The organism is Exiguobacterium sp. EF_C8, assembly GCF_054956715.1.
In genome coordinates, this window is record NZ_CM143264.1 from 3,061,699 (window position 1) to 3,082,124 (window position 20,426).

General features: G+C 46.2%; 21 protein-coding genes and 1 riboswitch. Of the genes, 9 read left to right on the forward strand and 12 right to left on the reverse strand.

Going from position 1 to position 20,426, the window contains the following annotated elements; genetic code table 11:
* Position 1: 1 nt before the first annotated feature.
* Positions 2-871: a prohibitin family protein gene (locus ACY2IG_RS16160; protein ID WP_058713675.1), complete on the reverse strand. Its 870-nt coding sequence runs from the start codon at positions 869-871 to the stop codon at positions 2-4.
* Between the two features lie 299 nt (positions 872-1,170).
* On the opposite strand from ACY2IG_RS16160, the gene ACY2IG_RS16165 reads away from it, so the two are divergent.
* On the forward strand, positions 1,171-2,793 hold the full coding sequence (locus ACY2IG_RS16165) for an ABC-F family ATP-binding cassette domain-containing protein (protein ID WP_035411871.1): 1,623 nt from the start codon (positions 1,171-1,173) through the stop codon (positions 2,791-2,793).
* A gap of 65 nt (positions 2,794-2,858) precedes the next feature.
* Positions 2,859-3,239: an NUDIX domain-containing protein gene (locus ACY2IG_RS16170; protein WP_052019147.1), complete on the forward strand. Its 381-nt coding sequence runs from the start codon at positions 2,859-2,861 to the stop codon at positions 3,237-3,239.
* A 224-nt stretch (positions 3,240-3,463) separates the two neighbouring features.
* Here the strand turns inward: ACY2IG_RS16170 and ACY2IG_RS16175 are convergent, their stop codons facing one another.
* From ACY2IG_RS16175 to ACY2IG_RS16195, 5 genes are all read right to left on the reverse strand, one after another.
* Entirely contained in the window at positions 3,464-3,931 is a 468-nt protein-coding gene (locus ACY2IG_RS16175) for an SRPBCC family protein (RefSeq protein ID WP_056064751.1), read from the reverse strand.
* Positions 3,932-4,006: 75 nt separating this feature from the next.
* A complete protein-coding gene (locus ACY2IG_RS16180; RefSeq protein WP_035411865.1) occupies positions 4,007-4,954 on the reverse strand; it encodes an ATP-grasp domain-containing protein in 948 nt (315 codons plus the stop codon).
* Between the two features lie 2 nt (positions 4,955-4,956).
* Positions 4,957-6,009 (reverse strand): LLM class flavin-dependent oxidoreductase, encoded by a 1,053-nt coding sequence (locus tag ACY2IG_RS16185; RefSeq protein WP_462618205.1) that lies wholly within the window; start codon positions 6,007-6,009, stop codon positions 4,957-4,959.
* Between the two features lie 75 nt (positions 6,010-6,084).
* Positions 6,085-6,187: riboswitch (SAM riboswitch) on the reverse strand.
* A gap of 109 nt (positions 6,188-6,296) precedes the next feature.
* Positions 6,297-6,935, reverse strand: a complete 639-nt coding sequence (locus ACY2IG_RS16190) for a DUF975 family protein (RefSeq protein ID WP_035411859.1) — start codon at positions 6,933-6,935, stop codon at positions 6,297-6,299.
* A 193-nt stretch (positions 6,936-7,128) separates the two neighbouring features.
* The gene (locus ACY2IG_RS16195; protein ID WP_308102313.1) at positions 7,129-7,914 is read right to left on the reverse strand and encodes a DUF817 domain-containing protein; all 786 of its coding nucleotides are present in this window, start codon (positions 7,912-7,914) and stop codon (positions 7,129-7,131) included.
* A gap of 153 nt (positions 7,915-8,067) precedes the next feature.
* Between ACY2IG_RS16195 and ACY2IG_RS16200 the strand changes: the two genes are divergently transcribed.
* From ACY2IG_RS16200 to ACY2IG_RS16220, 5 genes are all read left to right on the forward strand, one after another.
* Positions 8,068-8,733, forward strand: a complete 666-nt coding sequence (locus ACY2IG_RS16200; RefSeq protein ID WP_035411857.1) for a YczE/YyaS/YitT family protein — start codon at positions 8,068-8,070, stop codon at positions 8,731-8,733.
* 154 nt (positions 8,734-8,887) lie between these two features.
* Entirely contained in the window at positions 8,888-9,343 is a 456-nt protein-coding gene (locus ACY2IG_RS16205) for a MarR family winged helix-turn-helix transcriptional regulator (protein ID WP_035411854.1), read from the forward strand.
* Between the two features lies 1 nt (position 9,344).
* On the forward strand, positions 9,345-9,980 hold the full coding sequence (locus ACY2IG_RS16210; RefSeq protein ID WP_462618206.1) for a nitroreductase family protein: 636 nt from the start codon (positions 9,345-9,347) through the stop codon (positions 9,978-9,980).
* 52 nt (positions 9,981-10,032) lie between these two features.
* On the forward strand, positions 10,033-10,668 hold the full coding sequence (locus ACY2IG_RS16215; protein ID WP_023469790.1) for a nitroreductase family protein: 636 nt from the start codon (positions 10,033-10,035) through the stop codon (positions 10,666-10,668).
* Between the two features lie 76 nt (positions 10,669-10,744).
* Positions 10,745-12,061 carry an NAD(P)/FAD-dependent oxidoreductase gene (locus ACY2IG_RS16220; RefSeq protein WP_462618207.1) on the forward strand — a complete coding sequence of 439 codons (1,317 nt, stop codon included), beginning with the start codon at positions 10,745-10,747 and terminating at the stop codon, positions 12,059-12,061.
* Positions 12,062-12,082: 21 nt separating this feature from the next.
* Here ACY2IG_RS16220 and ACY2IG_RS16225 read toward each other — a convergent pair whose 3' ends face one another.
* The 5 genes from ACY2IG_RS16225 to ACY2IG_RS16245 all read right to left on the reverse strand — a co-directional run bounded on the left by ACY2IG_RS16225 (position 12,083) and on the right by ACY2IG_RS16245 (position 17,137).
* Entirely contained in the window at positions 12,083-13,519 is a 1,437-nt protein-coding gene (locus ACY2IG_RS16225) for a DEAD/DEAH box helicase (RefSeq protein ID WP_035411845.1), read from the reverse strand.
* A gap of 63 nt (positions 13,520-13,582) precedes the next feature.
* A complete protein-coding gene (rlmN, locus tag ACY2IG_RS16230) occupies positions 13,583-14,656 on the reverse strand; it encodes a dual-specificity RNA methyltransferase RlmN (RefSeq protein ID WP_023469793.1) in 1,074 nt (357 codons plus the stop codon).
* 124 nt (positions 14,657-14,780) lie between these two features.
* Positions 14,781-15,584 carry an ABC transporter permease subunit gene (locus ACY2IG_RS16235; RefSeq protein WP_462618727.1) on the reverse strand — a complete coding sequence of 268 codons (804 nt, stop codon included), beginning with the start codon at positions 15,582-15,584 and terminating at the stop codon, positions 14,781-14,783.
* Complete coding sequence (locus tag ACY2IG_RS16240) at positions 15,584-16,465, reverse strand: ABC transporter ATP-binding protein (RefSeq protein WP_462618208.1); 882 nt, start codon at positions 16,463-16,465, stop codon at positions 15,584-15,586. The genes ACY2IG_RS16235 and ACY2IG_RS16240 overlap by 1 nt, the downstream gene beginning before the upstream one ends.
* A 12-nt stretch (positions 16,466-16,477) precedes the next feature.
* On the reverse strand, positions 16,478-17,137 hold the full coding sequence (locus tag ACY2IG_RS16245; protein WP_462618209.1) for a methyltransferase: 660 nt from the start codon (positions 17,135-17,137) through the stop codon (positions 16,478-16,480).
* A gap of 86 nt (positions 17,138-17,223) precedes the next feature.
* On the opposite strand from ACY2IG_RS16245, the gene ACY2IG_RS16250 reads away from it, so the two are divergent.
* Positions 17,224-17,547 (forward strand): heme oxygenase, encoded by a 324-nt coding sequence (locus ACY2IG_RS16250; RefSeq protein WP_462618210.1) that lies wholly within the window; start codon positions 17,224-17,226, stop codon positions 17,545-17,547.
* 122 nt (positions 17,548-17,669) lie between these two features.
* Positions 17,670-18,443 (forward strand): uracil-DNA glycosylase family protein, encoded by a 774-nt coding sequence (locus tag ACY2IG_RS16255; RefSeq protein ID WP_462618211.1) that lies wholly within the window; start codon positions 17,670-17,672, stop codon positions 18,441-18,443.
* A 55-nt stretch (positions 18,444-18,498) separates the two neighbouring features.
* Here ACY2IG_RS16255 and htpG read toward each other — a convergent pair whose 3' ends face one another.
* Complete coding sequence (gene htpG, locus ACY2IG_RS16260) at positions 18,499-20,361, reverse strand: molecular chaperone HtpG (protein WP_462618212.1); 1,863 nt, start codon at positions 20,359-20,361, stop codon at positions 18,499-18,501.
* Positions 20,362-20,426 lie beyond the last annotated feature (65 nt).

The window sequence follows — 20,426 nt, forward strand, 5'->3', positions numbered from 1 at the left end:
ATTAGTTTTTTTCTTGTGTCGTACCGTCAGGAATCGGTAGTTGAACCATACTCCCTGATCCACTGACAAGTGGTGATTTCCCGTCCCACTTCTTGACAGCTTCGTATTGAATCATTTCTTTCGTCAACGTCTTCTGTAATTCTTTTTGTGCTTTTGCCAACCCTTGAGCTTCGATCAAACGCGCATCGGCTGCTCCTTTTGCTTCTACGCGAAGACGTTCTGCCTCTGCTTTAGCGATTTCAAGATCCGTTTTCTTTTTATCGAGTTCCTGCGACGCTTTGACACGCGCATCGATTGCTTCCTGTGTCTTTTCATCTGGTTTTGGTGCACCGAGTGCGACATCCTCGATGATGAAACCGATGTCCTTGACGTCTTCTGCAAACTGCGTCTGAATGCTCGTCGAGACGTTTCCTGATTTTTCACCGAACAGTTCAAGGACAGTAACTTTCGAGATTTGCTCACGCGACGCATCATAGAGTCGTTGTTTCAAGTAACCTTTGGCAATCTCATCGATTTCGATCGGTCCGAACTTGTTGAAGACTTTTGTCACCTTATCCGGCGAAACGGAGAAGCTGTATGTAAAGTCGACGACGATGTTCTTTCCGTCTTTAGTCGCAAGCGTCATATTATCAAGCGATTTCGTCTGTGTACGGATCGGATACTCCGTCACCCGTGTGATTGGTGAAACGACATGCCAGCCTTGTGATAACGTCTCATCTTTGACACCGCTTGACGGGGTATAAACGACACCAACTTGTCCGGGTTCGATTTGTTCGACGACGAACGGCGTTGTAGCCAGCAGGGCTAATACAAGTACACCGGCGATGATCATCGATGGACGAATTTTTTTCTTCGGTTTGATTTCTCTCATTCTGAATCTCCTTTATCAATCTTTTCTTGGATATAGCGATAGAGTTCCATGCCAAGCAAAACGATGAGGGCGAAAAACAATAACGTGAAAAAGATGGCCATCTAACCCCTCCTCTAGCGAATTCCTTACTTTCTTCTACGCATCCATCTGGAAAATGTTTCATTATTTTAAATATCCGGTTGCTTATTTTTAATTTCTGTCCTAATATGGAAAGAACTTTGCCTGCTCTACGACAGATCATGATTTGTGGTACACTCGAATGAGCACATCACTTACTAGAAACGAGGGTTCATCTCTATATGATTACAGTACAAAACGTCGGTCTTCGCTTTGCGGACCGAAAATTATTCGAAGACGTTAACATCAAGTTCACGCCAGGTAACTGTTACGGTCTGATCGGTGCGAACGGTGCCGGTAAATCAACGTTCTTGAAAATTCTCGCTGGTGACATTGAAGCACAACAAGGCGATGTCATCATCACACCAGGCGAACGCTTAGGCGTCCTTCGCCAGAACCATTACGAATACGAAGAATTCCAAGTCATCGAAACAGTCATGATGGGACACAAACGTCTCTATGAAGTCATGAAAGAAAAAGATGCGATTTATATGAAAGAAGATTTTTCAGATGAGGACGGCATGCGTGCTGCTGAACTCGAAGGTGAATTCGCTGAAATGAACGGTTGGGAAGCGGAGTCGGAAGCAGCGATGCTTCTACAAGGACTTGGCATCAAGGAAGACCTTCACTCGAAAACGATGGCTGAGCTGACAGGATCTGAAAAAGTCAAAGTCTTGCTCGCACAAGCGTTGTTCGGTAAACCTGACATTCTTTTACTCGATGAGCCGACAAACGGACTCGACCTGAAAGCTGTCAAATGGCTTGAAGAATTCTTGATCGGATTCGAAAACACGGTCATCGTCATTTCCCACGACCGTCACTTCTTGAACAACGTCTGTACGCACATGGCGGATCTTGATTACGGTAAGATCCAACTGTATATCGGAAACTATGATTTCTGGTATGAATCAAGTCAGCTTGCTTCGCGTATGGCAAGTGACCAAAACAAGAAAAAAGAAGAGAAGATTAAAGAACTTCAAGCCTTCATCGCACGTTTCAGCTCAAACGCTTCGAAAGCGAAACAAGCGACGTCACGGAAGAAATTGCTTGATAAAATCACACTCGACGACATTCGTCCATCATCACGTCGTTATCCGTTCGTTGGCTTTACGCCAGAACGCGAAATCGGAAATGACCTCTTGATGGTCGATGGTCTCTCGAAGACGATCGATGGCGTCAAAGTCCTTGATAATGTCCGCTTCTCGTTGAACAAGACGGATAAAGTCGCGTTCATCAGCCAGAGCGATATCGCGATCACGACACTATTCAAAATCCTTATGGGTGAGATGGAACCGGACAGCGGTACATTCAAATGGGGCGTCACGACTTCCCAATCATACTTGCCGAAAGATAACTCGGAATTCTTCGAAGGCTCGGATAAGACGATCCTCGATTGGCTCCGTCAGTATTCACCGGCAGATGAGAGCGATACGTTCCTCCGTGGATTCCTCGGTCGGATGCTCTTCTCAGGAGAAGAAGTCATGAAAAAAGCATCTGTCTTATCTGGGGGGGAAAAAGTCCGTTGTATGCTTTCAAAAGCGATGCTCAGTGGTGCTAATGTCCTTGTACTCGACGATCCAACGAACCACTTGGATCTCGAATCGATCACGGCACTCAACGATGGTTTGATCGCTTATAAAGGCGCAATGCTCTTCAGCTCGCATGACCACCAGTTCGTCGAAACGATTGCGAACCGCATCATCGAGTTGACACCAAACGGTATTGTCGATAAAGAAACGACATACGATGAGTATTTGAACAACGATACGATCCAACAGCAATTAACAGCGTTATACGCACAATGATTTTAAAAGAGACCGGAACTGTCGTTTCGGTCTCTTTTTTGAACACGTTGAAGGAGGAATGCGATATGCGACATCGCGTATGCGCTGCGTTGATTGAAGAGCAACAGATTCTAATGGTCGAGTTACATACCCCTTCCCGGACATTTTGGACGTTACCCGGCGGAGGTGTCGAGAACGGTGAAACTAAAGAGCATGCCGTCGTGCGAGAAGTGTTAGAAGAAACGCATCTTCACGTCACGGTCGAACGGAAACTTTACGAGATTTCAATGGATCAAGGAACAGAGACATGTTTTCTCGTTCGCCGTGTCTTAGATAGTCCTGAACCTCGACTCGGGATCGATCCTGAACTATCGCTTGATCAACAAGAATTACGAGCTGTTCGGTTTCGACCATTAAAGGAGCTTCAAGATGATTCACAGATTTCTCGTTTGCGTCGACTATCGTAACGATATAATCTTTGATTTAAATGAAAATTTAATAACCGTATTTATACTTAAAAATAGTAGTCGGTAACTAAGCTTTTTGATAATCCAAAATCGCTCGATCCAGCGATAGAAAACGAGAACGTTATCAAGGTGTCGACTCTATCCGTTTTACCGAGTGGTCACAAATCGTATACGAATCGATAAGATATGAAAAAACGGATTCTCAGGCGCGGGAATCCGTTTTTTCATGCATTGTTCTTCTTTTGTTTCGCTGCCTCTTCTTCGACACGTTGCAACAAGCCCTGAACAATTTTCTCGTTTTCTCGTTCGCCACCGAGTGACAAGAGACTTTTCCCAACGAAGTTTGCCCCTTCATTTTTTCCTGTATAAATCAACAGACAACGAGCGTGTCCAAGTGGTTTGAGCGTAAACGTCATCTCAATCTTAAATATTTTAGCTAACGTGAATCCAATCGTATTTTGTTTAAAGTCCGGCTCATTCGTATAGGCTAAATCGGTCACGATGTAGGTTTCGAGTCGGTTGCCCTGCATGTACGTTTGACGATACGTCGAACCGACGACACCCGGTTTTCGTTCAATCACCTCATGCTGGACGACGTTCGGAATCAGACGTTGCAGCCGCGTGTGATCAAACAAGTGCCATGCTTCCTCAATAGGGATATCGAGCTGTCGTTCTTCTCTCCACGTAATCATAGATCCGCCCCCTTTCTATAGAAATACCCCGTCATCCGGTCTTTTAACGTCCGGTGACAGGGCGGGAGCCGATTCTTATTTTACTGTGCTTGTTTCAAGTGCAGCTCCGAGGAACTTTGCCAGTTCGAGCATGCCGTAGCGTCCTGCAGCTGCCTCAGCATCCGAATTGTAATTTGTATTCGTATTGACGTCATACGTATAGATCGTACCTGACGCATCCTTGATGAACTCGATACCTGCGACCGCGATCTGGTTCGCTTGGAGGAACGCTTCGTACTTTTCAATGATTGGATCATCGAAGCCTTCAACGATTTGGAACTTCATCGGTGTTTGCGGCGCTTCTTCACCAACTGGGCAAAACAAGTCATCAATCACACACGCATCAGCTGGGCAAAGTTCGAATCCTTCCGACGTATCGACTCGGACCGCATAGACGAATTTTCCACCTACGAACTCACACCGCGTGATGTAAGGTTCTGGTGCTTGGATGTACTCTTGAATCAACGTGATGCCATCGACTGGTTCGTCGAATGTCGAACCATCGAGATAAGCTTCAAGTGCTTCAATCGAATGGAATAACTGGACGCCGAGACCTTTCCCGGCACGGTTATGTTTCGTGATGAATGACGAAACACCGATTTCTTTTGCTGCTTGTACGATTTGATCACGTCCGACAGCAGCCGTTGTCTTTGGTACACGAATCCCAGCCTTACGTAACGCTGTGTATTGATTAACTTTGCTGACTTCAAGACGGAGCGCACGCGTTCCGTTAAAGACAGTCCGGTCATGCTCTTCTAACCAAGCGAGGACCCCTTCCGTCAACTCTGGCGCATAACGATGCCCCCGCGTATGCGAAGACGCACTCATACGACTGTAAAAGACACCTTCTGGCGGCAGTTCATCTAACGGTACGATTCCTTCATTCAAGTGCCACTGCTCGTACGGCAACTTGAGTTCTTCGAGACGTTTGATGAGATGATCCGTCCATTCTTGGTTTTCGTGGAGAATATGAATTTTTGTCATGATTATTGACCTACCTTTCGTTTCGCTTCGACCAGTGGCATTACGTCACGGGCAAAGCGTTCCATTTCTTCAAGTTGTGGTGAGAATTGTAACAAGAGCAACGTGACACCAACGGCTTCGAACGCTAGAATCCGTTCGGCAATCTGTTCTGGTGTTCCGATCAAGTTCGGTCGCAGACCACGGTTCGAGACGGAATAATCATTTCGTTCGACCTGTTGTTCGAGTTGCGATTTACTGATGAAATCTTGATAACCGGCATAACCGGCGCTGTCTTCCTTAACGTCCGTGATGCGTTGCCACTCAAGAAGCGCTTCTTCTTCCGTATCCCGACAAATGATGTAGGCAGCAAGACCGAAGCTCTCAAGCGGTGCGTGTCCCGTCGCTTCCCGGCGTACTTTCATATCATTGATTTTATGAGCTACTTCTTCAACAGTGCCTCCATGCATGACGTAGGCATCACAATGTTCGACGATCGTCCGTTTTCCGGCTTCACTCTCTCCACCAGCGTAGAGCTTAATCCCCGGACGCTGGACGGGTTTCGGATGGAGTTCTGCCTGTTCGATCGTGTAGTGATTGCCGGAGAAGCTGTACGGTGACGCATCTGCCCATAGTCCTTTCATGACCGTGACGAACTCTTCCGTTCGGGCATAGCGTTCATCGTGTGCAGTAAAAATACCGTTGTATTGTTTTGCTTCTTCTGCCCACCAGGCTGAGACGACATTGAGCGTAAATCGCCCTCCACTCAACTGATCGATGTTTGCCGCCATCTTCGCCGTCGTCGCTGGATTATGGAACCCGGAACGAACCGCTGTCATGATTTCAAGGCGTTCTGTTGTTGCAGCAATCGCCGCTGCCGTTGTCCATGCCTCAAGACTCGGTTCCTTGATGCCTTTGATATCGTTCAAGTTCAATTCCGCAATCAACGTCGTCGAGAAGCCGATGCGTTCAGCTGTTTGTGCGACTTGTTTCGCATAATCGAATGTCGCTGGCATCTGTTCATCCTCGACGTTACGTAACCATCCCCCAAAAATCGGTAACCAAAAACCATACTCCACTCCATCGTCCCCCTTATCATAAAAAAAACGCTCTTTTCGAAGTTCGAAAAGAGCGACGGTATCTTGTCCTGTCCGCTCTTATCTTCAGAAGGTATTCCTTCCTGGAAGTAGCACCTTCCGCCATAGCGGGGTTGCTGAAGTGTCTTCGGGCCAGTCCCTCGACTTCTCTAGATAAGATGTGTTGCATTCATCGTACAGAATTCATTGAACTAAAGCAACCATTAAACCGTCTTTTCCTATCGGATTTATTCCAAAGAAAAATCCCGACGTAGTGTCGGGATTCGGAATTAGTATGGTGCGACGAAATCTGATGTCTGCTCTGGCGCCTGCTCCCCACGAATACGATCGTAGAATTTGGCAAGCGTGACACTGAAGTATGGTCCGACCCATAGGACAGCAAGACCAAGCGTAACGATAACAAGCAACGCCCAACCGATAAACGATAAGAAGAGCAAGAATGCTTCCATCTTGTGTCCATCCATGAGTTGCCGTGAGCGTGTAATTGCTTCGAGAATACCGATTGACGGCTCATCCCGAAGGATGTAGTACGTCAACAAGTAAGAGAATGACTTGATGATACCAGGGATGATTAAGAGTAACGTCCAGAGCGCGATAAAGATGAACTGAACAATGGCCAGCCCCACCACTTTCAGGAACATACCATATGGCTCAAACAAATCCGTCACTTTCGTTTCTTCGCCACGAGCAATCGACATGGCAATCCATGTCCAACCGACTCCTACTGGAATCAATAAAATCGACACCAATGATACAACGAGATCTATACTACTAGACGGCTCATCGATATCCGATCCAAATAAATTAGGAACACCCTGAATAATACTAAACAGCAGAAAAGCTAGGACTGCAAATCCCCAACGACCGCTGAGCGACTCCTTCGCTGCTTTTTTTAATTGAGATGACATGAGTAAGGTCCTCCTTGAAAAATAAGTTCTCACCTTACTCTACGGCTTAAAACTTCTAATGTTTCACTCTTTTTTCAATAATTTCCCGTCTCGTCACTGGTTGAGCCAAACACGCTCAAGTTGTCGTCCACATGTTAGAACGAACGTTGAACATCGAAGCGCTCCATCACAAACGAAATGTCATGTTTTTTATCTATGTACGCTGATATATCTCCACAGCCGGATCCCGTTGCTTGTATTTCGCGACGATGACGATCAGGACCGTGATGATCACAAGCAGGAACCAAGAAGACAACTTTCCGAGATCAACGACTTCCCATCCTCTTTCCTGATGCGGATAGACCCACCCTTTAAAGAACGTCACGATATTCTCAGCGATCCAAATAAAGAACGCGATCAGTAAAAAAGACAGGACGAGCGGCATCCGGTAGATCGTCTGCTCGATCGTAAAATGAACCCATGACTTATAGAAGACAAGGACGACGAGGACCATCAATAGCCAGCGTGCATCGAAGATCCAGTGGTGGGTGAAGAAGTTGAGATAGACGAGACTGCCTACGCTGATCGCAAGCCAAGGTGGTGGGAATGCTGTGAAGCGTAAATGAAATCTTCGGAACGCTTGACAGACATAACTTGCGACACTTGCATACATGAATCCTGCATACAAAGGAACACCAGCCACTTTCGTTAGAGCCTGTTCCGGATAACTCCAAGACCCAACGTTCACTTTGAACAGTTCAAGTGCTAGACCAATCACGTGAAAGAGTAAGATCAGTTTGAACTCTTCCAGCGTTTCATAACGCGTGACAAGTAAGACGATTTGGACGAGAAGACACCATAGCAACAGGAGATCGTATCGAGCGACCGGTTCAGCAGGAAGATAACGTGAAAGAGCAAGCGCTGCGAAAATCATGACGGGAAAGACGCAACAGACGGCTTCTATGTATGTAAAACGAATCAGGTGTCGGATCGCTTTCATCCTGTCATCTCCTTTTTTCTTCAGTATACGTTTCTCTTTCGACCTTCCCCTCCTTCTTAAGATGGAAAAAACGGAAAATTTCGTCTTTCTTCTTCTACTTTCCTCATGATACAGTTAACGAATCAATTATTTTTAAGAAATGAGGTGTTAGACATGACGCGTCATCGTGCTTCCTGGTTATTACGCGCTACGTTAAAGTGGGGACTCTTCCTACTCGGTTTATTTTTACTCGCTCTCGGCTCATCGATGATGATCACGGCTGAACTCGGTGTCTCGACGTGGGATGTATTGCATCTCGGTCTCCAAAAGAAAACACCACTGTCCGTCGGAACGATTATTTTGCTCGTTGGTCTATTACTCGTGTTCGTTAAGTACACATTAGACCGCGTCACACCACAAATTGGAACACTCGTCAACGCGATTTTCGTCGGTGTCTTCATGAATCTTGTCCTTAATTCTCATCTCTTACCCTCTTTTGAGTCGATCTGGTTGAATACGATCTGGTTGATTTTCGGCATCTTCATCATCGGCATGGGGGCAGGTCTTTATGTTGCTGTCGGATATGGAGCCGGTCCACGCGATGGGTTGACGCTGACACTTGCAGAGCGATTTGGAACGTCGATTCGTCTGATGCGGACGATCATGGAGGTCACGGCATGCGGCATTGGCTGGTTGCTCGGTGGTCCTGTTTTCTTCGGTACAATCCTCTCGATTTTCTTAATCGGACCATTCCTACAATTTTGGTTGTTCTATTTCCGTCGGATCATTGCAGCGATCGATGCAAAAGGAATTCCAGCGTCTAAACGCCAAATTAGCTAAGTCGCCTGACTCGATATCATTCCGCGTGAATGATATCTCTTTTTATGTTAAAAGCAAATAAGTTGCGCCATCAAATTAAACACGTTATATTCGTTTACATATCAATCTTTGATACGTCAAAGGTTTCTTCGAACGAAGGGAAGGATGTGATGGATTGAGTATCTCCTGCACTGAAAAAGGACGGTTGATCTATGCACTCGTTTCTGTCAATAAGACGATTGCTCAAAAATTCGATCTCTGTACGGATGGTTTTAGTCAGACTCGAATGGATCTACTCGCTCAACTACAAGTCGATCAAACGATTAGCCAAAAAGAGTTACAAAAACGCGTTAATGTGGATCATGCGGCAGTGACCCGTCATCTCAAGCACCTGGAATCGACCGGGATGATTGCTCGCGAGCGTTCAGCTGCTGACAATCGGGTGATTCTTGTTTCTTTAACGGAACAAGGGGCGACGCGCATCGCTCAATTACGCGAACAAAAAGATGAGTTTCTCGAGGATCTACTCGAAGGATTCTCTGCTGAAGAACAACGGACGTTAGCTGAGATGATTCAGCGCATCGAAGCAAACGCTGACGCATTACCTAAACTAAAAGAGGAGTCGATTTAATATGGCAACGCAAACTCAAACAGACTTCATGGAAATCGTTAAAGGACGTCGCTCGATTCGTAACTACGACACGAACGTAAAAATTTCAAAAGAAGAAATGACACAAATCCTTGAAGAAGCAACACTTGCACCATCTTCCGTCAACATGCAACCATGGCGTTTCCTCGTCATCGATAGCGAAGAAGGAAAAGCAACACTTGCACCACTCGCGAAATTCAACCAAGTCCAAGTCGAGACATCTTCTGCTGTCATCGCTGTCTTCGGTGACATGAACGCAGTCGATCAACTCGAAAACATCTACGACACAGCTGTTGCGAAAGGGCTCATGCCACAAGAAGTACGCGATCGCCAAGTACCTGCAATCCAAGGCATGTACAGCAGTATCTCAGCAAACGATTTGAAAGATAGCATCATGATCGACTCAGGTCTCGTTTCGATGCAATTGATGCTCGTCGCTCGTGCGCACGGATATGATACGAACCCAATCGGTGGTTACGAAAAAGATCAAATCGCAGAAGCATTCGGTCTTGAAAAAGAGCGTTACCTCCCAGTCATGTTGCTTTCAATCGGTAAAGCAGTAGATGCAGGATACCCATCGGTTCGCCTACCGATCAACGACATCGCAGACTGGAAATAAGTTTTTCACACCACAAAAAAGAAAAAACATACACAAGGGAGATTGAATAATTATGACTACTCAAACAACAACGGACTTCATGGAAATCGTTAAAGGACGTCGCTCGATTCGTAACTACGACACGAACGTAAAAATTTCAAAAGAAGAAATGACACAAATCCTTGAAGAAGCAACACTTGCACCTTCTTCTGTCAACATGCAACCATGGCGTTTCCTCGTCATCGATAGCGAAGAAGGAAAAGCAACACTTGCACCACTCGCGAAATTCAACCAAGTCCAAGTCGAGACATCTTCTGCTGTCATCGCTGTCTTCGGTGACATGAACGCGGTCGATAGCATCGAGACAATCTACGATATGGCTGTTGAAAAAGGTCTCATGCCACAAGAAGTACGCGATCGCCAAGTACCAGCCATCAAAGGTTTCTACCGTCCAGAAGACGTTGAAACATTACGTGACAGCATCTTGATCGACTCAGGTCTCGTTTCGATGCAATTGATGCTCGTCGCTCGTGCGCACGGTTACGACACAAACCCAATCGGCGGTTACGAAAAAGATCAAATCGCGGAAGCATTCGGTCTTGAAAAAGAGCGTTACCTCCCAGTCATGTTGCTTTCAATCGGTAAAGCAGTAGATGCAGGATACCCATCGGTTCGTCTACCAATCGCTGACATCGCAGAATGGAAATAAGCGATCTCACTCAGTCCGGATTCCTTTTATAGGAATCCGGCTTTTTTGTATACTCAGAGAAAAGGAGGCGTCTGTAATGTATGATGTGACGATTATCGGAGCCGGTGTAGCGGGAATCTTCCTTGCTCATCAGCTCGTTGAAGATGGGCAATGCGTCTTACTGCTCGATGCCGGAAAACCAATCCGCAAGCGAACAGTAGAAGATGCGTATCTTGGATTTGCAGGGCTTGGAAAATCAGAAGGAAAATTCAATTATGCGATGGGATTCGGCGGAGAGCTCGTCTCAAAAATCGGTGAAGAGACGACACGACGACTGTTCCAAGAAGTCGATAATCTTTTATGTACATACGGTGCCGATATGATCGAGACCTACTCGACGCATTCACCTGCTGTCGCAATTCGCGCCCGTCGTGCTGGTCTCCATACGGTCGAGACGACCGTCCGTCATTTAGGCACAGCACGGACAGTTGGCGTCTTCACGGCGTTTGAGGATGCTTTATTGCCACGACTCGATGCTCGTTTCGAAACGACGATCGAACAGATCACGAAGTCGGAGGCGTTTACGATTAAAACAGCGGACGAAACCTTCGTAAGTCGACGGATCGTGTTCGCGACAGGTCGTTCCGGTGCAGACTTTACGTTGCAACAGTTAGCGACGCTTGGTGTCATCCCACAGCGGACCCGACTTGATCTCGGAGTGCGGGTCGAGACGGATGAGGCACTATTTCGAACATTACTACAGGAGACGTTCGAGACAAAGCTCGGTTACGACTCACCTTATGGTAAAGCCGTCACCTATTGCATGAATCCACGCGGACGGATCATCCGCAAATATCAAGAAGGACTCGTCATGCCGGACGGTCAAAACGTCCATGAGACGGCAGATGGATCAACGAATTTGAACTTTACACTGTTTCTCCCGCGTTATTTTTCGACGTTAGCACAAGCCAATGCATACGCCACACGCGTTATCGGAGGAATCAATCAAGGACAGGATCGCATCGTTGTCCAGCGCCTCAGTGACTTTCGAAAATCGCGAGCGACAACAACGGATCAATTGCTTCATAACGGAATCATCCCTTCGTTAGCTGCTTCCCCTGGAGATTTACACGCGGAAGTACCTGTGGAAGACCTCCTCGTCTTGGAAGGTTTTTTAAAACGCCTCGAGCGACTCCTTGAGACGGAACTTCCAGCAGATACGTTACTTTATGGACTAGATGGTAAGTTTTACGCACCGATGCTTGAGACGTCAGAAACATTTGAGACGACATGCTCCGGTGTCTATGCGATCGGTGATTGCTCTGGTGCAACGCACTCTCTTGCCCAAGCAGCCGCTAGCGGACTTCATCTCGGACATGCTTTGACGAAAACAAGCCGGTCCCTCTTCGCCTAAGCGGAGATGGACCGGCTTGTTTTACTTCTTGAATGCTTCATACACCTTCAATTGTTTCCCTTTGACTTTCGTCGTCTTCATCGCTCGTAAGACAAGCGGACCTTTGCCGTTCAGGATATCGACATACGTCAACGTATCCTGAATCGAGATAATCCCGATATCGTCTGCTGTGACGCCTTCAATCTTCGCGATCGTTCCAACGAAGTCGACGGCACGAAGTTTCTTTTTCTTTCCGCCGTTAAAGAACAACTTCATGATGTCGGCATCGAGCTGTTCCGTTTTCGACGAACGCGTATCTGCCGTCGCCATTTTCTCTTCGAACGCATCCGCTGTCCGCATCAAGTCCTTTTCCGTCGGTGCTTGGCGGCGTGTCAGCTTCCCGTGATATTGCTCGATTTCCTTCAGGCGACGTTCGTCTGCTGGTGTGACGAGACTAATTGCTTGTCCAGTTGCTCCTGCACGACCCGTCCGACCGGTCCGGTGAACGTAGCTTTCTCGTTCGACAGGGAGATCATACTGGATGACATGCGTGATGTTCTCGATATCGATACCGCGTGCTGCGACGTCTGTTGCAACGAGAATCCGGAATTTACCGGCACGGAACGCCTTCATCGCATCAAGTCGATCGTCTTGTTCCATTCCTCCGTGAATCGCTTCAACCGGATAGTCATGTGCACGGAGACCATTTGCAACGAAATCGACATGTTCTTTCGTCCGACAGAAAATCATACAGCGATCCGGGTTTTCAGCGACGAGGACATCTTTTAGAATCGCGAATTTCGTCTTATCCGTCACCGGAATATAACTATGCGTAATCGTTGAGACGACGGTTTCACCCGCTTCGATTCGTTTCGGTGCATCCATGTAACGATTGCTCAACTGTGCGATATCTTCCGGGAAGGTCGCAGAGAATAAGAGTGTCATCCGATCTTTTGGTAACTCGGACAAGATGGCGTCGACTTGATCGAGGAAGCCCATATTCAGCATTTCATCGGCTTCATCCAAGACGACATAACGGATTTTCTCAAGCGATAGCGTGCCCCGCTCGATATGATCGCGTACACGTCCCGGTGTACCGACGACGACGTGTGTCTTTTGTTTGAGTTCCGTGACTTGTCCACGGAACGGTTGCTTGCCGAAGACGGCCGTCGCTTTGATCCGCTTATAGCGTCCGATGTTCATGATGTCTTCTTTGACCTGCAAAGCAAGCTCACGTGTTGGCGTCAAGACTAAGACTTGTGGTTTGTTTTCTTCCCATTCGACGAGTTCACAAAGGGGGATTGCGAAGGAAGCCGTCTTCCCACTTCCTGTGCGTGATTTGACGATGACGTCTTTTCCGGATAATACGACGGGAATGACCGATTGCTGGACTTCGGTTGGTGCCGTGTATCCGAGTTGCTCGATCGAGTCGAGAATCGGTGTGCTTAAGTTAAAATCATTGAATCGTATACGTGTCATAGGATGTCCTCATTTCTTATCGTAAAAAAAGCTTCCCACCGAAACGATGAGAAGCCCAACGAATTATTTGGATGCTACTTTATCTTTTTTGATTTGCTTACTACGTAATTGACCACACGCAGCATCGATATCTGTTCCGTGCTCAAGACGAACACCACAGTTCAAGCCGTTCTTCTTCAACGTATCGTAGAACGTCGTGATATCTTCAGACGTACTGCGTTGATATTGACCGTGCTCATCGACTGGGTTGTACGGAATCAAGTTGACATACGTCAGGTGACGTTTGTCTTCAAACAATTTCGCGAGTTCGACCGCGTGTTCTTTTTGGTCGTTGACGCCACGAAGCAAGATATACTCGATCGTGATTTTACGGTTCGTTGTTTGAACGTAATAATCGATTGCTGGCATCAATTTCTCAAGCGGAATCGCCCGGTTGATTTTCATGATTTGCGTACGCAATTCATTGTTTGGTGCGTGAAGCGAGATAGCTAAGTTGACTTGGAGTTTTAAGTCAGCGAACTTGTAGATCTTGTCTGCCAAACCACTTGTTGAAACCGTGATGTGACGCGCACCGATTGCAAGACCATTGTGGTCCTTGATGACGTTCAAGAAATCGACCATGTTGTCGAAGTTATCGAACGGTTCACCGATACCCATGACGACGACGTGGCTGACACGTTCTTCGTTTCCGACTGCATCGAGGTGATGTTGAACGTTCATGATCTGCTCAACGATTTCGCCTGCTGACAAGTCGCGGCTCTTCTTGATGAGACCACTTGCACAGAAGCTACAGCCGATGTTACAGCCAACCTGTGTCGTAACACAGACAGAAAGACCGTATTTATGACGCATCAAAACCGTTTCGATCAAGTTGCCATCATATAATTTGAAGAGGAACTTGATTGTTCCGTCTGCTGATTCTTGCTTGACCGCTTCTGTCATCGAGTCAATCGTAAAACTCTGATCTAACAACTCAAGGCAATCCTTGTTGACATTCGTCATTTCCGCGAAAGTCGTGACACGTTTACGGTAGAGCCAATCCCATACTTGTTTGGCACGGAATGGTTTGTGCCCTTGATTCGATAACCATTCTGTCATCTGCTCAAGCGTTAATCCATAAATGGATGGTTTATTCATTTCAAAAGACCTCATTTCTTTTTCCAGAACTACAACATTCCTTTATCTTAGTAAAAATCAGCGCGTGACGCAACGTTCAAATCCTAAATGTTCAGTTTCTGTAAATTTTTTTCGTCACTTTCGATCAAATCGACAGACTTCGACGCCCGAATTGAACGAATGCTCCAGTCAAGAAAATGAGAAATAGGACGAATAGGATGACCGAATGGAGCAGAAAATGATTCGTTCCTTCTAGTAATTGCGTCGTATTGAATAAGGAGAAGACGGATAGATAACGGAGCCACTCTGTCTTGTCACTCAGTTCAGACAGAATCGTCAAGACGATCGATAGGACGAGTACACTACCAGCAAGCGAAAAAGCACGTCGTTCTTCATCGAATAACGTCGCAATGAATAACGTAAATGTACCAATTGCAAAGAGTAACATTAGCGCATTGAGTTGAATTCGCCATAATACCATAGTATCGATCGTAATTCCGCTCATCCACCAATCCGCTACCATCAATACGAGACCGTTCAGCGTGACGAAAAGAAGACTAGCGAGTCCGATGACGCTTGCAACTGCTAACGTATAGTCATTTCGTGTGATCGGTGCCGCTAGGTAGACGATCAATTCTCCATTGTCGATTGGTCGCGCGACGAGTCGTGCTGCTAGCGAGAGTAAAAATAGACTCGCGATGACTTGGAAGATCAATCCGTAATAATTCCCACCGAGCAGATCAAGCACATTATTGAACCCTGTCACCTTATCGTATTGAAAGGCTTTCAAGACTTCCGGAGGTAACGCTTCTAGCTTTGCTTCTAGTAAACCTGTCTTCATCATCGATGGATAAAGCAACGCAAGCATCAACAAATAAAGACTCGTTCCAATCGCATAAGCAAGAACAGGCTTTCTGACTTGCTTGAATAAAGAGCGGATTAGCAACATCACGATGGCTCCTCCTCGCCGTAATAATGCAAAAAGACCTGTTCTAGATCATCCGCCGATTGTCGGATCAATCGCACATCATACTGCGTTAAATAAGCAATCACCTGATTTAAGGTCAACGTCTCATCCGTTTGAAAACTGACTTCTGTCCGCTTTGGTTCAACGCCGACTTGCCTCGCGAATTGCGCCGCCTCCGTCTCGCTTTGAAAAACGATCGTGTACACCTTTCGACTCGATCGAATCAACGCATGAATATCGGATTCGACGATGATGCGGCCCGCTTTGATTAAAGCGGCTCGATCACACGACTTTTCCATCTCTGGAAAGTGATGCGAACTCATCAAGATCGCTTTTCCCGCTTGTTTCTCCTGTTCAATCCACTCTAAAAAACGCTCTTGCATCAAGGGATCAAGTCCACTTGTCGGTTCATCGAGTAGGTAGACCGGCGCATCCTTCATGAAACAACCGACAAGTGCCAGTTTTTGTTTCATTCCTTTTGACATCTTTCGGATTTTTGTCTTCGTCTCAAAGGGAAACCGTTTCAACAACAATTGCCGCCGTGCCGGATCGCTGCCGTGTAGTCGCTGCATCAAATCCAGCATGTCTGCTCCTGTCATGTCTCCAGGCAGACTAATTTCACCCGGTAAATAACCGACCAACTGTTTTACTTCTTTACTTTGATTCCAGCAATCAAAACCGCCGACGGTTGCTTTTCCATCGTCCGCAGCCAGTAGTCCCATCAAATGCCGGAGCGTCGTTGATTTTCCGGATCCATTTGGTCCGATAAAACCGAATATCATACCCGGCTCAACTGTAAAACTGACATCGAATATCCCGCGTCCCGGCGCAAATTCCTTCGTCACATGCTCCAAACGGATCATCATCCGACCTCCTCATCTCTTATTTCGCTCATCACTGTATTCATACCCGTTTTGAAGCAGTTTGTTCGGATCAAAACGATAGATGACGAACCGTTCATCATGATTTTTTTCATAGAAGTCTCGTAATCGAATCTCATCGACTTGCTCGAATACGGTATGGCGCTCCAGGTACTCCCGGTATTCATCGGTCGGGTAATACAAGATGAGATCAACTGAACGCGGGGAACGTTCGACCGAACTTAAAATGTGATCGACTATTTTCATGAAAATTTGCGAAGAGAATGGATTGAAAAAATAAAACTTGTTTGCCTCATCCGGAATGACGTACTGCTCGGCATACGCCTGTTCAAATCGTAAACCTCCGGAACGCCGCTTCCGTCGACTTTGGTAGTTCCCCATATTCCGGATCGCGTCTTCGTAAAATTGTCCGTTCATCTCGATTCCGATGACGGAGCAGTCAAAACGGTCGTGTAAGTAAAAGTTCAAGCGCCCTTTCCCACATCCGAAGTCAATGACAGTATCCTGTTTTTGAAACAAATACGTTTCGCACAGTTCGTCTAATGCTGCATAGGGCGTTGGTTCATATCGATTGTAGTGACTAAACACACTATAAAGATGTTGCATCTCAATGGTCTCAATTCGTAGTCGTTGATCGTATTCCTGTTCATTCATCGTTTGTTCCTTCTTTCCGGCATTCTTGCCTTCATCGTACTATACTGAAGAAGTACATTATTTGTTTTTTGAAAGGGGATTTCATAATGATCGTCGTTACGAACCGTATTAAAGTCAAAAAAGGCATGGCTGCTGCCCTCGCTCCTCGTTTTACACGTCCAAGTGGACTTGATATGATGGATGGATTCGTCCGCGTCGAGGTCTTGTTGACACAAAACATCGAAGAACATGATGAAATGAACGTCAACATGTACTGGGAAGATATGAAGAGTTTCCAAGCATGGCGGGAAAGTGACGATTTCAAAGCGTCCCATAGTCGACCGGCGAATAGTGAAGCGGGAGGATCGCCAATGCTCGGTAGCGAGATTCTGACGTACGAAGTCGCTTCGGTCAAAGAACGTGCGCAATAAACTAAAAAGGACTCGTCTTGAGTCCTTTTTGTGTGCCCATATCAAAATAGTGAAAGGGTGTATTTGTCTCAAATGGTATTATTTGTTATTATAGTGCCAATACAGAGAGAAGAGGACCTTTCATGAATTCGTTAACTATATTTGAACAAGTCATTCGTAGCTTACCTGACGATCGTACGTTACGACGTGATGAATTATGGACGGATGATTTTTTATTGCAACAGGAGAATAATCTAACCGTCTATTATTCTCCGATCGGTGAATATATCAATACTGAGGCTAAAGTCGTCATCGTCGGGATCACACCTGGCTTTGAACAGATGCGAATCGCCTTTGAGGAAGCGACGAATGCGCTCCATCATGGTGCTTCGCTAGAAGAGACGGATGCGCTCCATCATGGTGCTTCGCTAGAAGAGACGGCTCGGCTCGTCAAATATACAGCCAGTTTTGCTGGAACGATGCGACGTAATCTCGTCCAGATGTTAGATGCACTTGAGCTTCCAGCATTGCTTGGAATCGAGACGACGGCTAGCTTATTTCATCAACATCAGGAATTATTACATCCGACGTCACTGTTAAAGCAACCCGTCTTCTATCGGGAAAAAAATTATTCGGGGCATCAACCGAAAATCAGTCGCAGTCCTTTATTGAGACATTATGCGGAGGAACACTTCGTCGCTGAAATCAATCAGCTACGAAAACCGACACTGTTGATTCCACTTGGTCGTGTCGTCGAAGCACAAGTCCGTAGTTTGATTCATGATGGACGAATCGAACAGCATCAGCTTCTTTCAGGCTTCCCTCATCCATCTGGTGCGAATGGTCATCGGAAAAAACAGTTTGAAGAGAATCAACCGTACTTAATGAAACAGCTCATTCAGCATTTTGCGGAGTAGCTCATTCTTTTTTTGAAAAATGACGCCATCCTCATACGGATAGCGTCATTTCAATTTAAACCATTAATAAACACACATCATTCGCGAATGCTACTGGATCCTCGAGTGGGAGTCCTTCGACAAGCAATGCTTGTTGATACATCAGTTTTGTATAGCGCTCAAATTTCGAACGGTCGTTTTGATAAGCTGATTCAAGAGATTTAAACACCAGGTGTGACGGGTTCAACTCGAGAATCTTGACCGCTTCTACCCCTTCATTATTCGGCATCGCTTTCAAGATTTTCTCCATCTCGATTGAGACGGCGCCGTCTGTCGCAAAGCAGACAGGATGCGATTTTAGACGCGTCGATGCTTTGACTTCCTTGACCTGTCCACTTAAGATCTCCTGCATCGCTTGGAACATTTCTACTTGTGCCTCTGTCGTCTCTGCTTCTTCTGCTTCGATTCCTAAGTCACTGCTCGTAACCGATTTGAATGTTTTCTCGTCATACGTCATCAGCATCTGAATCGCGAACTCATCGATCTCTTCCGTGAAGTACAAGATGTCATATCCTTTATCACGGACGAGCTCGGATTGCGGTAATTTATCCAAACGATTTGTGCTCTCACCAGCGGCGTAGTAGATATGCGCTTGGTCTTCCGGCATCGCTGCGACGTATTCTGCGAGCGTGATCAACTTCTTCTCCTTCGCTGAGTAGAAGAGGATCAGGTCCTGTACCTGTTCTTTATGCATGCCGTAATCATTGTACATACCAAACTTCAGCTGACGTCCGAACGCTTGATAGAACGTTTCGTACTTCGCGCGATCTTCGCGCAAAAGTGCTTCGAGTTGTGTTTTAATTTTACTTTGGATATTTTTCGCGATCAGTTTCAATTGACGATCGTGTTGCAACAACTCGCGCGAGATGTTAAGCGATAAGTCCTCCGAGTCGACCATTCCTTTGACGAAACTGAAGTGATCCGGCAACAAATCACTGCATTTTTCCATGATCAAGACACCATTCGCGTAAAGCTCGAGTCCTTTTTCAAATTCTTTCGAATAATAATCGTACGGTGCCTGTTCCGGAATGAATAAGATCGATTGATAACGAACGGCGCCATCGACGCTGATATGAATGTGTTTTGCCGGTTTGTCGAAACCATAACGCTTCTCTTGGTAGAAGTTCGTATAGTCCTCGTCTGTCAATTCCCGTTTGTTCTTCCGCCAGATCGGCACCATACTGTTGATCGTCTTGACGACTTCGACCTCTTCCGTCTCGTCACTGCCTTCGATCGGCTGACGTTCGAGTTCCTTCATCTCAATCGGATAACGAATGAAATCCGAGTATTTTTTGATGATGCTGCGCAAACGATACGTCTCGAGGTATTCGTCATACGATTCTTCTTCCTCGTTCGCCTTGATGTGGAGTGTAATCTCCGTTCCGACGGTTTCCTTGTCGACTTCCTCGATCGTATAACCTTCGACACCACGCGATTCCCATTTATAAGCGACTGCACTGCCGAACGGTTTCGTAACGACAGTGACGACGTCTGCGACCATGAAGGCAGAATAGAATCCGACACCGAATTGACCGATGATATCATGACCATCTTGTGCTTCATTCTCTGCCTTGAAGGCAAGCGACCCACTCTTCGCGATCGTACCGAGATTCTCTTCTAGTTCTTCCTTCGTCATTCCGATTCCCGTATCACGAATGATGAGTTGACGCGCTTCTTTATTTGGTTCGATCGTAATTTTGTAGTGTTCCTTTTCGAACGAAATCGTCTCGTCCGTCAATGCTTTGTAGTACATCTTATCCATGGCGTCACTAGCATTCGAGATCAATTCGCGCAGGAAAATCTCCTTATGCGTATAGATGGAATGAATCATCATCTCCAGCAATCGTTTTGATTCCGCCTTAAATTGTTTCGTTTCCATGCTCATTCTGCCTCCCTTTTTTAGCACTCAATCATACAGAGTGCTAATTCATCTCCTATTATTAG

What these genes read in the sequence shown, in the direction of transcription:
- ACY2IG_RS16180 (WP_035411865.1), bottom strand. Translation starts at nt 4,954, where the DNA reads ATGACAAAAATTCATATTCTCCACGAAAACCAAGAATGGACGGATCAT.
- ACY2IG_RS16215 (WP_023469790.1), top strand. Translation starts at nt 10,033, where the DNA reads ATGACTACTCAAACAACAACGGACTTCATGGAAATCGTTAAAGGACGT.
- ACY2IG_RS16165 (WP_035411871.1), top strand. Translation starts at nt 1,171, where the DNA reads ATGATTACAGTACAAAACGTCGGTCTTCGCTTTGCGGACCGAAAATTA.
- rlmN (WP_023469793.1), bottom strand. Translation starts at nt 14,656, where the DNA reads ATGAATAAACCATCCATTTATGGATTAACGCTTGAGCAGATGACAGAA.
- ACY2IG_RS16195 (WP_308102313.1), bottom strand. Translation starts at nt 7,914, where the DNA reads ATGAAAGCGATCCGACACCTGATTCGTTTTACATACATAGAAGCCGTC.
- htpG (WP_462618212.1), bottom strand. Translation starts at nt 20,361, where the DNA reads ATGGAAACGAAACAATTTAAGGCGGAATCAAAACGATTGCTGGAGATG.
- ACY2IG_RS16225 (WP_035411845.1), bottom strand. Translation starts at nt 13,519, where the DNA reads ATGACACGTATACGATTCAATGATTTTAACTTAAGCACACCGATTCTC.
- ACY2IG_RS16240 (WP_462618208.1), bottom strand. Translation starts at nt 16,465, where the DNA reads ATGATCCGTTTGGAGCATGTGACGAAGGAATTTGCGCCGGGACGCGGG.
- ACY2IG_RS16200 (WP_035411857.1), top strand. Translation starts at nt 8,068, where the DNA reads ATGACGCGTCATCGTGCTTCCTGGTTATTACGCGCTACGTTAAAGTGG.
- ACY2IG_RS16220 (WP_462618207.1), top strand. Translation starts at nt 10,745, where the DNA reads ATGTATGATGTGACGATTATCGGAGCCGGTGTAGCGGGAATCTTCCTT.
- ACY2IG_RS16235 (WP_462618727.1), bottom strand. Translation starts at nt 15,584, where the DNA reads ATGTTGCTAATCCGCTCTTTATTCAAGCAAGTCAGAAAGCCTGTTCTT.
- ACY2IG_RS16210 (WP_462618206.1), top strand. Translation starts at nt 9,345, where the DNA reads ATGGCAACGCAAACTCAAACAGACTTCATGGAAATCGTTAAAGGACGT.
- ACY2IG_RS16245 (WP_462618209.1), bottom strand. Translation starts at nt 17,137, where the DNA reads ATGAATGAACAGGAATACGATCAACGACTACGAATTGAGACCATTGAG.
- ACY2IG_RS16250 (WP_462618210.1), top strand. Translation starts at nt 17,224, where the DNA reads ATGATCGTCGTTACGAACCGTATTAAAGTCAAAAAAGGCATGGCTGCT.
- ACY2IG_RS16175 (WP_056064751.1), bottom strand. Translation starts at nt 3,931, where the DNA reads ATGATTACGTGGAGAGAAGAACGACAGCTCGATATCCCTATTGAGGAA.
- ACY2IG_RS16255 (WP_462618211.1), top strand. Translation starts at nt 17,670, where the DNA reads ATGAATTCGTTAACTATATTTGAACAAGTCATTCGTAGCTTACCTGAC.
- ACY2IG_RS16190 (WP_035411859.1), bottom strand. Translation starts at nt 6,935, where the DNA reads ATGTCATCTCAATTAAAAAAAGCAGCGAAGGAGTCGCTCAGCGGTCGT.
- ACY2IG_RS16170 (WP_052019147.1), top strand. Translation starts at nt 2,859, where the DNA reads ATGCGACATCGCGTATGCGCTGCGTTGATTGAAGAGCAACAGATTCTA.
- ACY2IG_RS16160 (WP_058713675.1), bottom strand. Translation starts at nt 871, where the DNA reads ATGAGAGAAATCAAACCGAAGAAAAAAATTCGTCCATCGATGATCATC.